13 protein-coding genes are annotated in these 12512 nt (G+C 33.9%); 8 read left to right on the top strand and 5 right to left on the bottom strand.

What is annotated here, in order from left to right:
- Positions 1 to 349 precede the first annotated feature (349 nt).
- Positions 350 to 886 (bottom strand): D-glycero-beta-D-manno-heptose 1,7-bisphosphate 7-phosphatase, encoded by a 537-nt coding sequence (gene gmhB, locus H3S73_RS09585; RefSeq protein ID WP_198227141.1) that lies wholly within the window; start codon positions 884 to 886, stop codon positions 350 to 352.
- A gap of 116 nt (positions 887 to 1002) precedes the next feature.
- Between gmhB and metN the strand changes: the two genes are divergently transcribed.
- From metN to tsaA, 4 genes are all read left to right on the top strand, one after another.
- Positions 1003 to 2034, top strand: a complete 1032-nt coding sequence (gene metN / locus H3S73_RS09590; RefSeq protein ID WP_198227143.1) for a methionine ABC transporter ATP-binding protein MetN — start codon at positions 1003 to 1005, stop codon at positions 2032 to 2034.
- 112 nt (positions 2035 to 2146) lie between these two features.
- Positions 2147 to 2788 (top strand): methionine ABC transporter permease MetI, encoded by a 642-nt coding sequence (locus H3S73_RS09595; protein WP_198227461.1) that lies wholly within the window; start codon positions 2147 to 2149, stop codon positions 2786 to 2788.
- 14 nt (positions 2789 to 2802) lie between these two features.
- Positions 2803 to 3702 carry a MetQ/NlpA family ABC transporter substrate-binding protein gene (locus tag H3S73_RS09600; protein WP_198236526.1) on the top strand — a complete coding sequence of 300 codons (900 nt, stop codon included), beginning with the start codon at positions 2803 to 2805 and terminating at the stop codon, positions 3700 to 3702.
- A 115-nt stretch (positions 3703 to 3817) separates the two neighbouring features.
- Positions 3818 to 4534 carry a tRNA (N6-threonylcarbamoyladenosine(37)-N6)-methyltransferase TrmO gene (tsaA, locus tag H3S73_RS09605; protein ID WP_198227463.1) on the top strand — a complete coding sequence of 239 codons (717 nt, stop codon included), beginning with the start codon at positions 3818 to 3820 and terminating at the stop codon, positions 4532 to 4534.
- Between the two features lie 317 nt (positions 4535 to 4851).
- Here tsaA and hslO read toward each other — a convergent pair whose 3' ends face one another.
- The 3 genes from hslO to H3S73_RS09620 all read right to left on the bottom strand — a co-directional run bounded on the left by hslO (position 4852) and on the right by H3S73_RS09620 (position 7826).
- On the bottom strand, positions 4852 to 5745 hold the full coding sequence (gene hslO / locus H3S73_RS09610; protein WP_370528572.1) for an Hsp33 family molecular chaperone HslO: 894 nt from the start codon (positions 5743 to 5745) through the stop codon (positions 4852 to 4854).
- The gene (gene hslR / locus H3S73_RS09615) at positions 5717 to 6115 is read right to left on the bottom strand and encodes a ribosome-associated heat shock protein Hsp15 (RefSeq protein WP_198227149.1); all 399 of its coding nucleotides are present in this window, start codon (positions 6113 to 6115) and stop codon (positions 5717 to 5719) included. The genes hslO and hslR overlap by 29 nt, the downstream gene beginning before the upstream one ends.
- A 103-nt stretch (positions 6116 to 6218) precedes the next feature.
- The gene (locus H3S73_RS09620) at positions 6219 to 7826 is read right to left on the bottom strand and encodes a hypothetical protein (protein WP_198227151.1); all 1608 of its coding nucleotides are present in this window, start codon (positions 7824 to 7826) and stop codon (positions 6219 to 6221) included.
- Positions 7827 to 8053: 227 nt separating this feature from the next.
- On the opposite strand from H3S73_RS09620, the gene greA reads away from it, so the two are divergent.
- Positions 8054 to 8530, top strand: coding sequence for a transcription elongation factor GreA (greA, locus tag H3S73_RS09625; protein WP_065559646.1), 477 nt, complete (start codon positions 8054 to 8056; stop codon positions 8528 to 8530).
- 37 nt (positions 8531 to 8567) lie between these two features.
- On the opposite strand, the gene yhbY is transcribed toward greA, so the two are convergent.
- Positions 8568 to 8861, bottom strand: coding sequence for a ribosome assembly RNA-binding protein YhbY (yhbY, locus tag H3S73_RS09630; RefSeq protein ID WP_065737947.1), 294 nt, complete (start codon positions 8859 to 8861; stop codon positions 8568 to 8570).
- A gap of 98 nt (positions 8862 to 8959) precedes the next feature.
- Between yhbY and rlmE the strand changes: the two genes are divergently transcribed.
- The 3 genes from rlmE to folP all read left to right on the top strand — a co-directional run bounded on the left by rlmE (position 8960) and on the right by folP (position 12499).
- Entirely contained in the window at positions 8960 to 9586 is a 627-nt protein-coding gene (gene rlmE, locus H3S73_RS09635; RefSeq protein WP_086327270.1) for a 23S rRNA (uridine(2552)-2'-O)-methyltransferase RlmE, read from the top strand.
- A gap of 75 nt (positions 9587 to 9661) precedes the next feature.
- Entirely contained in the window at positions 9662 to 11542 is a 1881-nt protein-coding gene (gene ftsH / locus H3S73_RS09640) for an ATP-dependent zinc metalloprotease FtsH (RefSeq protein ID WP_216355798.1), read from the top strand.
- A gap of 114 nt (positions 11543 to 11656) precedes the next feature.
- Positions 11657 to 12499, top strand: coding sequence for a dihydropteroate synthase (folP, locus tag H3S73_RS09645; protein WP_198236525.1), 843 nt, complete (start codon positions 11657 to 11659; stop codon positions 12497 to 12499).
- Positions 12500 to 12512: the final 13 nt, after the last annotated feature.

Genomic DNA, 12512 nt, shown 5'->3' on the forward strand with positions numbered 1-12512 from the left:
CGTATACTACGCTACACCTTTTTATTCGTCAAGATCTTTTTTCAAAATTTTTGACCTTGCTCACTCACACCTTTTTCGTCTGCTTGTCGCTGACGCCGTGTCAGTGGATGCGCATTATAGGCACTTTAAATTTTACTGCAAGTGTTTATTGCTATTTTTTTTCTGTTTGTGTTTTTTTTGGTCTAAATGCATTCAAAGCATACTAAAACTAGACATTTTATATCAAATCGCTGTTTTTATTTACTTGTATAAACTATATTGCCTATCACTAAAAGAATCAGTAATGATTAAATTAATATATAAAGTATGCAGCATTCATTCTAAATGCTGCATTCAAATAATCACTAATCTAAGATTCTGCTTTTATCTTTTTTGGTAAATCCGCTAAGCTGTCGATGACCCAATCAGCTTGAGCTAATGCTTCATCCGTAACTATATCCCCAGTCTTTACTAGTACTGTTTTTTTAACACCAGCACGTTTACCTGATAATAAGTCAGAAATTCTATCACCAACCATATATGAATTAGTGATATCTATGTTTAGCTCTTTAGCTGCAGTTTGAATCATACCCGGATTTGGTTTTCGACATTCACATGTATCTAATAAAGGATCATGCGGACAATAATAGATACCGTCTAAATCTACACCTCGATCTTGTAATGACCAATCCATCCATTCTGTTAGGACATTAAATTGTTCTTCTGTGAATTTATTTCTTGCAATCCCAGATTGGTTAGTTGTAATAACCAATAAAAAGCCCATTTTTTTCAGTTCTTGCATTGCATCAATGACACCATCAATAAAATGAAATTTATCAATTGTATGCACATAATTATAATCAATATTAATGGTTCCATCTCGATCTAAAAAAATAGCTGGTTTCATGTTAACTTTTTTCCCTTTTGCTTAGATATTCCGCGAATTTACATAGCATATTATTGATTGACTTAGATGTCTAGACGTCTTAATATTCACCTATTCACACATTGTCTTTATATATTATGATACAACTACAACATATTTCGAAAATATTTGAACATAATAATTCGCCAATTCATGCATTAAAGGACATTACAATTCATGTACCCAAAGGAAAAATTTATGGTGTTATTGGTAAGTCGGGTGCAGGAAAAAGCACGCTTATTCGCTGTGTCAATCTTTTAGAAAGACCGACCAGTGGTAAAATATTTTTTGATAATCAAGAGATAACTCATTTATCAAATCGTAAGCTTATAGAAGTACGTCGAAAAATTAGCATGATTTTTCAGCATTTCAATCTGCTTTCTTCACGCACAGTATTTGATAATATTGCATTTCCCCTTGAGCTGAATAAAACACCTAAAGCCATAATTAAACAAAAAGTTAGTGAACTTATTGATTTAGTTGGATTAACTGAAAAGACTAATGCCTATCCAGCTAATTTATCGGGTGGTCAAAAGCAACGTGTTGCTATAGCAAGAGCGTTAGCTAGTGATCCCAAAGTTTTATTGTGTGATGAAGCAACCAGTGCACTTGACCCTGAAACAACGCGTTCTATTTTGGCATTATTAAAAGATATCAACCAAAAATTAGGTTTAACCATTTTATTAATTACCCACGAGATGGATGTTGTTAAACAAATTTGTGACCAAGTTGCCGTTATTAGTAATGGAGAATTAGTTGAGCAATCATCGGTCGGAGAAATGTTTTCACATGCAAAAACAGATATTGCGCGTCAATTTATTCAATCAACTTTACACCTTAATATTCCTGAAGATTATTTAGTAAAACTATCGTCTGAATATAAAGAAGGACTTAATCCTTTGGTTAGTTTTGAGTTTACCGGTGTTTCAGTTGATTTACCGTTATTATCACAAATTTCTAAAGAGTTTGATATTGATAGCAATATTATTAGTGCACAAATGGATTATGCAGGAGGTGTTAAATTCGGATTAATGTTAGCTGAAATAAGAGGAAACCCCAAAAGCACAGCATCAGCAATTCAATTTTTAGAAAAAAATAACACTAAAGTAGAGGTGCTTGGCTATGTTTAATTTTATTCCATCATTTAAGCCTTTTGAGTCATTATTTAGATATTTAGCAGGACACGACTTTTGGGCAAACTTTGTGGCATTTTGTTCTTCATTTAATGGATTTAATGAAGCTATGCTATTCAAAATGGCACAAGCAACCGATGAAACATTATATATGGTTATTCTGTCCGGTTTTTGGGGGGCAGTAATAGGTTTACCTATTGGTATATTACTTTATACCACCCGTAAAGGACAAATTTTAGATTGTTATACAGCCAATAGCACGCTTTCATTTATTACTAATGTGTTTCGTTCCATACCTTTTATTATATTAATTGTTTGGATTATTCCATTTACTACAATTTTAATGGGAACTTTTATCGGTAAACAAGCAGCGGTGGTTCCATTAAGTATTGGTGTTTCTCCATTAATTGCACGTATGATTGAAAATGCGTTATTGGATGTACCTAAAGGACTAATTGAGGCGGCTCGCTCAATGGGCGCAACCCCATTACAAATTATATATAAAGTTCTATTACCTGAATCATTACCGGTAATAGTCAACAGCATGACAATCACATTAATTACTCTTACTGGATATATTGCTATGGCTGGAGCCGTTGGTGCCGGTGGTTTAGGTCAACTTGCGATTCAATATGGTTACAATGGCTATAAGCCTGCTATAATGAATACGGTTTTAATTATATTAATTGTTATTGTTTTTATTATACAATTTATCGGCAATAGGATTGTCAAACGCGTTACGCATCACTAATTTTGGAGGAATTTATGTCTATTAAAAAGTTAGCACTTATTACCACATTGGTAAGTTCATTTTTTTTAACTGGTTGCGATAATAAGCAATCAACAGTTTCAGATAATAAATCAGAAGAACCGACTAAAGTTAGCATGGTTAAAGTAGGTGTGATTTCTGGTCCTGAACAAGAAGTTGCAGAAGTTGTTAAGCAACAAGCCAAAGATCTTTATAACCTAGATGTTGAACTGGTTATTTTTAATGATTATGTTACACCAAACCAAGCATTAAATGATGGCTTAATCGATATTAATGCTTTTCAACATAAACCTTATTTAGATGAACAAATAAAAGAACGCGGCTATAAACTCGCTGTTGTCGGTAACTCATTTGTTTACCCTATTGCTAGCTATTCCCATAAATTAAAACCAATTGATAACACAACTGAAACAGGTGAAGGTGTAAAAGTAACTTCACCTCGTGGTGAAACTTTCTTTATTGCTGCTAATTCAACTATTGCTATTCCAAATGATCCAACCAATTTAGGTCGTGCATTACTCTTACTACAACACGAAGGAATGATTACTGTTGATGAAACCAAAGGTTTACTACCAACCGTTCTTGATATCACAAGTAATCCTTATAATTACAAAATTGTTGAGCTTGAAGCACCAATGCTACCGCGTTCATTAGATGATGCACAGATTGATCTTGCTATTATCAATAATGCCTTTGCAGGACAAGCAAATTTAACACCAAGCAAAGATGGTATATTTGTTGAAGATAAAGAATCACCTTATGTTAATATTATTGTAGCCCGAGAAGCTGACAAAGATAATGAGAACGTCAAAAACTTTGTTAAAGCCTATCAAACCGATGCAGTAGCACAAAAAGCCGATCAAATTTTCAATGGCGGTGCAATTCGCGGTTGGTAATGATTTATGAATTATCAACTATAAATATCTTTCCGCTGACCAATAAATCAGCGGAAAGATAATAAAGAATCAATAAAACTATTTAAATTTTGCCATCAATGAATAAAAATCTTAAATAATGACATATCAAATCAAACCTATCGGTATTATTCACTCCCCCTACAGCGAAAAATTTGCGGTCCCTCGACAACCCAATTTAGTTACCGCAGGCCAAGGCGAACTTCATCTATTAGCACCATATAATAATCCTGTTAGTGTTAAAGGATTAGAACAATTTTCACATTTATGGCTATTATTTCAGTTTCATCATATTGAGCCAGAAAAGTGGCGTTTAGCTGTGCGTCCACCGCGCTTAGGCGGTAATAAAACATTAGGTGTATTTGCCACCAGATCACCTTTTCGCCCCAATCATATTGGACTTTCAGCGGTCGAATTAAAAGATATTGTCATTAAAAATAAGCAAATTATTTTGAAATTAGGCAGTATTGATTTAGTTGATGGCACGCCAATTATCGATATTAAACCTTACTTACCTTATTGTGATAGTTATCCTACAGCTATTGCTGGTTATGCTCAATCAGAACCAGAGAGAAAAATCACAGTTGAATTTTCACCGCAAGCGCAATTGATTCTAACTTCACACCTATCAACTTACCCACACCTTACAGAATTAATTACGCAGGTTATTTCTCAAGATCCAAGACCTGCATATAAACAAAATAATATTGAGCAACGAGAATATGGACTGACACTTTATCAATTTAATATAAAATGCAAAATCAGTAACCAACACGCAATTGTTGAAAATATCACTATAGATAAGAAGAAATAGTTAAAACTTGTCACTTTTTATTGATAAAGAACAAAGGTATCAGCTTTGAATAACTTTTAATAATTGGCGATAAATATAATAGCCTATTAAATAATAAAGTATTAACTTTTGTGAAAAATTTTCAAATTAATACCTTGTTTTAAGATACTTAACTAAAAATTTATTTGTAAAGATGATTTACAAAAATATCATCTAAATAAACAAAAAAGACTGGTATATTTACATAACTTTGATACATTAAATATGGGTTTAATTTCCCTATATTTCCCTTAACCACTAAAATTTCATAAATTTTAGTGGTTCTTTTAAATGAAATATTAATGGTATTGAGGATTTTGTTTATTTCTCATTTGAGTGATATCAATTGCATCAAAGATGTAATGCTTTCCACAATAATCACAATGAATATCAATCTTTCCATCATCTTCATTTAGAATTTCATCAATTTCGTTAGCGGGTAAAGTCATTAAACTATCTTCACAACGTTGACGAGAGCATCCACATTTAAAAATAATATTATGAGTTTCAAAAAGCCTAACTTCTTCTTGATTGTAAAGACGATATAAAATTTCATCAGTTGATAGCCCAAATAACTCATCACTAGTAATTGTTTCAGTCAAAGCGCTAAGATGCTCAAATGAATCGGTTGCATTTTCATTACTAGGTAAAACTTGCAGTAAAATTCCTGAAGCCATTAACTTACCCTCAAATAAACCTGTTTTAACAAACAGCCTAGTTGGTAACTGTTCTGACTGCATAAAATAGTTTTCTATACAGCCTATTAATGAATCTTTTTCCAAACCAACTATGCCTTGATAGCGTTCGCCATTTTTAGGTGTAATTGTGATAACTATATAGCCATTACCTACCATATCTTTAAGTGAAGCATTATCAGCGATACTACTATTAATTCGAGCAACACCACGCAACTCTTGCTGATTATTACCATTAACTACAGCTAAAGTGAGAGGTCCATCACCCTGTAATTGTACAGCAATATCACCTTCAAATTTTAAAGTGGCAGTTAATAAGCTGGTTGCAACTAATAATTCGCCTAATAACTTTTGTACTGCTATTGGATAATTATGATTATCTAAAATAGCTTGGTATGTCTGTTCAAGATGGGTAATTTCACCGCGAATAGGATGATTATCAAATAAAAATCGATTTAGAGTATCCATATTAGTTGTTGTCACCTTTTTGTCTATCATATTTAAATTTAAGCAAATTTCGTCGCTCTTTTTTATCTGGTCTTCTATTAGGATGCGGCATAGTTAATGCATTAAGCTTGCGTGCTTCTGCCATTTTATCGCGCTTAGCAATACTATCGAGAGTTTCTCGATAAAGAAATTGGGCTTCAGCGGCAGTTCTTCTTTGACTGCTAATAGCCAAAATTTGAATCGTTTTTTGTTCAGAACCCTGACGAAGTGTCAACATTGCCCCAACTTCAACAATTTTACTTGGTTTAGCACGTTGCCCATTGTAGTGAACTTTACCACCATCAATCATTTCTCTGGCTAAAGAACGGGTTTTATAAAACCTTGCAGCCCACAGCCATTTATCTAATCTTACTAACTCCATCACCACCTCATGTAATTTTATTATCAAAGCCAGTTTGATATTAAAATTGATACAACCAATAAAATAGTTTGTTACAAATTATATAAGATTGCTTTTTTTAAAATCAATGTTGTGGGTTAACAATAAACTCATTACCATTTGTTAAAAATGTACCAGATAAACCAAATGGTGAAATGTCGCCATGTAAATCGGCATTATAATTGAAAGCGTTAGGGGGTTCTTTAACTAACTTCCATTCGTCAAGAAGTAAACTGCTTATACCGTATGCTGAGATGTGCAATGATAAAAACTCAGTTTGCAATGGATTAACTTTGGCAACAGCCTCAACCATTCCACCACTTACTAATGAACTAAAATTCAATAAGGTATTATACTGTGGATCAAATTTTACTACCAGATCAGGATAGTTAACATCGATCCCATTAATCGAACCTTTTTCGGCTTTTAAAAATAAAGTTCCAAAATATAAGCCCAATTTTTTATCTTTGACTAAAATTACATCAGAGCCAGAAACTTCGAAATTAATTAAAGTAAATGGATAAGTTCGATTAGTATTAATTAACATGCTTGGTAACACTGTTAATTCATTGATTACAACTTGACTAAAAATGTCTGGCAATAAAAATTGCTCTAATTTTTCGGTTATTTTACAATCAACGCCCGCTAATAATAACTTACTTAAATATAATGAGTTATTCTTCCATATACCCGAAAAATTCACATTGCCATTATTCCAAGTTGCCATTGCTTTTTGGATATCTACCTGTTGATCATTTAAAGCTAATTGAAGCAATACGGATGAAAACGTATTATTATGCCAGACAACACTATCAGCATTAAAAATAATAGAACCATCCTCAACATGCCATCGATCATCATATCGTAGGTTAGCTGTTTCAAGATTACCTTTATCAATAATTAAAGACGGCAACTGTATACTGCTTTCAAAAATAGACAACTGGCGAAGCGTTAATTTTGGTAATGCTGATAAATATTCATCAAAATAATTATCATCCGTTGTTTGGAAATGAATATTGCTTACTTTTAATTGATCAATATCCAAACTATTATCTGATAATATTTTTAATTTACTCACAAAAAAGCCTTTATCAAAATTCCCACCTAAATTAGTAATAGATGTAATATTATCGCGATGAAATCCTTGAATAAGAACTTTATTCATTGGTAGCTGGTTAAGGGAAACATATTGTGAAGTCAGATCAAACTGATACTTTCCATCACCGGATGAACTAAATGGTTTAATACCACCATTTAATTGTTGAAAAGATAAATTTATTTGCCCATTATTAAAGGAGGTATTAACGGTAGAATCAATGAGTTTTAACGTATCTGCTGTAAAATTATCATGCTTAATATCTGGATCATAATTAATTACACCATTTATAACAGTAATATACTTAAAATGGTTCAATTGCCAAAGATTATTTTTATCTAATCCAATAACTAATTTAGGAATTCTAACTATTTCCTGTTTTTCATCACTAATAATTACATTATCAAATGATAATTCATATAAATTTGCAAATGAATGATGCATATTATCAATTGATATAGTATAAGAACTTAATTTTGACAATTGTTGACTGGCTAATTTTGCGCCAAATGAAGTCTGTAGAAAAAAATAAGGTAAAAAAATCAAAAAACAAACAATTGTCGATAAAATAATTATAAAAAGTTTTAATCGTCGCATAAATAGACTAATCACTAAAATAAATTATTTAATAATTACATTACGATACCTCATTTTAATCAAAATAGCATCTGATTTCGATACAAATGATTTGTGATTAAGTCAGTTTTAAAGTTAATATATAAAAATGAGTGTATTTAAAATAAAATAAATAACTTTTCTACTGTATATAAAGAGGTAGGCTTGCTATTTTTTATTTGTTAAAAAGTAAAACGGGAGAAACAGAGATGAAACAAATCCCAATGACGGTAAAGGGAGCAGAATTATTACGTGCGGAATTGGAAGAGCTGAAAAACGTTAAACGACCGCAAATTACAGCCGCCATTGCCGAAGCTAGAGCACACGGGGATTTAAAAGAAAATGCCGAATATCATGCAGCAAGAGAACAACAAGGTTTTTGCGAAGGGCGTATTCAAGAAATCGAAGGTAAATTATCACAAGCGCAAATTATCGACATTACTAAAGTGAAAAATACTGGAAGAATAATTTTCGGTGCAACGGTTACAGTAATAAATGTAGATACGGATGAAGAAACCACCTATCGAATCGTTGGTGATGATGAAGCTGATTATAGACAAAATCTTATTTCGGTCAACTCTCCGATTGCAAGAGGACTAATAGGCAAAGAAGATGGTGATACAGTACAAATAAAAACACCTGGCGGTGATGTCGAATTTGATATTGTTAAAGTTGAATATATTTAAATTAAAAAATGTACAGGGCTTACACGCCCTGTTACAATTATTTAGGTAATGAGATTTTCTTCTCTTCACTTGGTCTAAAAATAGTGAAAATCGATCCAACTTGTTGAACAGCTAGCGCATCTGTTTCGCGAATAATGGCTTCACAAATTAACTTTTTAGTTTCACGGTCTTCTGCAGATATCTTAATTTTGATTAATTCATGGAAATTCAGGGCATTTTCAATTTCGGCTAAAACGCCCTCGGTAAATCCATTAGCACCAATCATCACAATAGGTTTAAGGTGATGAGCTTCACTTTTTAAATACTGTTTTTGTTTATTCGATAAATTCATTAATTTTTTATCACATTAAGTTGTAATTTGGTTATTTTACCCTTATATATATGAGTAATCAATTGAAGTAACCATCTTATACTAAGGATTTATTATCTGTGAGTAACAAAAAACGCTCAGCAAGTTCAACGCGTTGGCTCAATGAACATTTTAATGACCGCTTTGTGCAACAGGCACAAAAAAAAGGACTACGCTCAAGAGCATGGTTTAAATTAGAAGAAATTCAAAAAAGTGATAAATTATTCAAACCAGGTATTACTGTAGTTGATTTAGGTGCAGCGCCCGGTGGTTGGTCACAATATGTTGCCTCATTGATTGGTAATAAAGGGCGCATTATTGCATGTGATTTACTTCCTATGGATCCTATCGTTGGTGTTGATTTTTTACAGGGTGACTTTAGAGATGAACTCGTTTTGAAAGCATTATTAGAACGAGTTGGAGAAGAAAAAGTCCAAGTTGTTATGTCTGATATGGCTCCAAATATGAGTGGTCAACCAGCTGTTGATATACCGAGAGCAATGTACTTAGTTGAACTTGCACTTGATATGTGTAGAGATGTGCTTGCACATAATGGCAATTTCATCGTGAAAGTCTTTCAAGGAGAAGGATTTGAAGAATATTTAAAACAAGTACGCGCTATGTTTAAAACAGTCAAAATTCGTAAACCTGAAGCTTCTCGTGCAAGATCTCGAGAAGTTTATATTGTTGCAATGGGTATGAAGTAGCCAGTTTAATAAATTTGTAGTACCATACTTCGTTAATTTTGGTCGTAACTATTATTTTTATGAGAGGTTTTTCTTTTGAACGACATGGTAAAGAATTTACTGATTTGGGGAGTAATTGCTATAGTGTTAATCGCTGTATTTAACCAATTTAGCGCTATATCTAATGGTCTCCCTCAAGTTAATTATACTCAATTTAATTCTGATATTGCCAACAAAAAGCTCAAAGAAGTGCATATCAATGGACGTGAGATTACTGCTACAACCAACGGTAATGAAAATTATGTTACCTATATCCCTTATTATGATGATAAGTTAATGGATGATTTGGTGCTCAATAAAGTTGCAGTATATGGCCAACCTGATGAAAGACCAAGCTTATTAGCCAATGTATTAATTTCTTGGTTTCCAATGGCAGTATTTATTGGTCTTTGGTTTTTTGTCATTCGCCAAATGAATGGGGGCGGTAAAGGTGGGCCGATGGCGATCGGCAAAAGTAAAGCCCGCATGTTAACACCCGATCAGGTCAAAACCAAATTCACTGATGTTGCTGGCAGCGAAGAAGCTAAGCAAGAGGTAACTGAAGTAGTTGATTTCTTACGTGATCCTGGTAAATATCAAAAATTAGGGGGGCGAATTCCAAAAGGAATTCTAATGGTTGGGCCTCCTGGTACAGGTAAAACCTTACTGGCAAAAGCGATAGCTGGCGAAGCCAATGTACCATTCTTCAGTATTTCAGGTTCTGATTTTGTTGAAATGTTTGTCGGTGTAGGAGCATCCCGTGTAAGAGATCTCTTTGATCAAGCTCGTAAACACGCTCCTTGTATTATTTTTATCGACGAAATCGATGCCGTTGGACGCAAACGTGGTGCAGGTTCAATGGGTGGCCACGATGAACGAGAACAAACATTAAACCAAATGTTGGTTGAAATGGATGGGTTTGAAACCAATAGTGGCATTATCATTATTGCTGCAACTAACCGAGTGGATATACTTGATCCAGCTTTACTCCGTCCTGGTCGTTTTGACCGACAAGTACAAATTGGTTTACCTGACATGAAAGGACGCGAACAAATTTTAGCCGTACATGTGCGTAAAATTCCACTAGGGTCTGATGTTGATTTATCGGTATTAGCGCGAGGTACACCAGGTTATTCAGGTGCAGAACTAGCCAATTTAGTTAATGAAGCTGCTTTATTTGCTGCTCGACGTAATAAACGTCTTGTAACCATGGATGAATTTGAAGAAGCCAAAGACAAAATCAATATGGGTACAGAAAGACGTTCATTAACCATGACCCAAGAACAACTTGTCTCAACGGCTTATCACGAAGCTGGACATGCGATTATTGGCTATTTAATGCCTGATCACGATCCAATCCACAAAGTGACCATTATTCCTCGTGGACGCGCCTTAGGTGTGACTTTCTTTTTACCAGAAGGTGACCGAGTAAGTGAAAGTCGAGAAAAATTAGAGGGCGATATTGCAACACTTTATGGTGGTCGACTTGCAGAAGAGTTAATCTACGGTACAGATAAAGTATCGACAGGCGCATCAAATGATATTAAAGTTGCAACTCAGTATGCGAGGGCAATGGTCACACAATGGGGCTTTTCTGAGCGTTTAGGACCATTATTTTATGAAATGGATGAAAATTCAGCCTATGGGCGTCCTAAAGATATTTCAGATGAAACAGCTCGAATCATTGATGAAGAAGTCAAAGCGATAATCGATCGTAATTACCAACGAGCTCGCCAAATATTAACTGATAATATTGATGTACTTCATGCAATGAAAGATGCATTAATGAAATATGAAACTATTGGTTCAAAACAAGTTGCAGATTTAATTGCACGCCGTCCAGTTTCTGTCCCAGATGATTGGACAGAAGGTGATGAAAAAGCAGCAAACAAAATTCCAAATGAGGGTAGTACAACCCCACCTCAACCAGAAAGTTAATTTGCTCATAAGATATAAACATAACGCGCTACGGCGCGTTTTTCATAGTTAAAGATTTTATAACGCTATAGATTAAAAAATAATTATCAAGATTCAATTAAATAAGGCACAATTATGGAAATTCGATTTCAAAATCAGATAATGGACCTTTCATTTCCACAAGTAATGGGCATTGTTAATATGACACCTGATTCATTTTCTGATGGGGGCAATTACAATAATCTTGATGATGCTATGCGGCGAGTTGACAGTATGATTCAAGCTGGTGCCTCATTCATTGATGTTGGAGGAGAATCGACTCGCCTTGGAGCGGCTGAAGTATCTGTTGAGGAAGAATTGGATCGAGTTATACCTTTGGTTGAAAAAATTGCTCGTTATTTTGATGTTTGGATTTCAGTAGATACATCTAAACCACAAGTAATCACTGAATCTGCAAAAGCGGGAGCCCACTTAATTAATGATATTCGAGCGCTAACCGAACCTGGAGCCATCGAAGCGGCAGCAAAAACACAATTACCAGTCTGTATTATGCATATGCAAGGTGATCCTAAAACCATGCAAAATGCACCACATTATCAGCAAGACATATATCAAGAAGTGGATCAATTTTTTACTCAACATATTAACCGTTGTATAAATGCTGGAATAGAACGTCAAAAAATCATACTCGATCCAGGTTTTGGTGTTGGTTTTGGTAAAACTCTACAACACAACTATCGATTATTGGCTAAATTAAAAAATTTTCACCATTTCGGTTTACCGTTATTAGTTGGTATGTCACGTAAATCAATGATAGGACAAGTATTAAATGTGCCACCTCAAGAACGTATGATTGGTAGTGTATCTTGTGCTGTAATTGCAGCTATGCAAGGTGCACAGATTATTCGTGTTCATGATGTTAAAGAAACCTTTGATGCACTGCGGATTGTGCAAGCAACCTTAGCTGAACAAGATTAAATTAAAACCAAAA

The sequence above is a fragment of the Gilliamella sp. B14384G12 genome, assembly GCF_016101825.1.
GTDB lineage: Bacteria > Pseudomonadota > Gammaproteobacteria > Enterobacterales > Orbaceae > Gilliamella > Gilliamella apicola_N.

Bases quoted from the DNA above. Each gene is read 5' to 3' on its own strand.
- H3S73_RS09595 (WP_198227461.1), top strand. From the start codon at position 2,147: ATGCTATTCAAAATGGCACAAGCAACCGATGAAACATTATATATGGTT.
- greA (WP_065559646.1), top strand. From the start codon at position 8,054: ATGAAACAAATCCCAATGACGGTAAAGGGAGCAGAATTATTACGTGCG.
- folP (WP_198236525.1), top strand. From the start codon at position 11,657: ATGGAAATTCGATTTCAAAATCAGATAATGGACCTTTCATTTCCACAA.
- gmhB (WP_198227141.1), bottom strand. From the start codon at position 886: ATGAAACCAGCTATTTTTTTAGATCGAGATGGAACCATTAATATTGAT.
- metN (WP_198227143.1), top strand. From the start codon at position 1,003: ATGATACAACTACAACATATTTCGAAAATATTTGAACATAATAATTCG.
- H3S73_RS09600 (WP_198236526.1), top strand. From the start codon at position 2,803: ATGTCTATTAAAAAGTTAGCACTTATTACCACATTGGTAAGTTCATTT.
- hslR (WP_198227149.1), bottom strand. From the start codon at position 6,115: ATGGAGTTAGTAAGATTAGATAAATGGCTGTGGGCTGCAAGGTTTTAT.
- hslO (WP_370528572.1), bottom strand. From the start codon at position 5,745: ATGATAGACAAAAAGGTGACAACAACTAATATGGATACTCTAAATCGA.
- yhbY (WP_065737947.1), bottom strand. From the start codon at position 8,861: ATGAATTTATCGAATAAACAAAAACAGTATTTAAAAAGTGAAGCTCAT.
- H3S73_RS09620 (WP_198227151.1), bottom strand. From the start codon at position 7,826: ATGCGACGATTAAAACTTTTTATAATTATTTTATCGACAATTGTTTGT.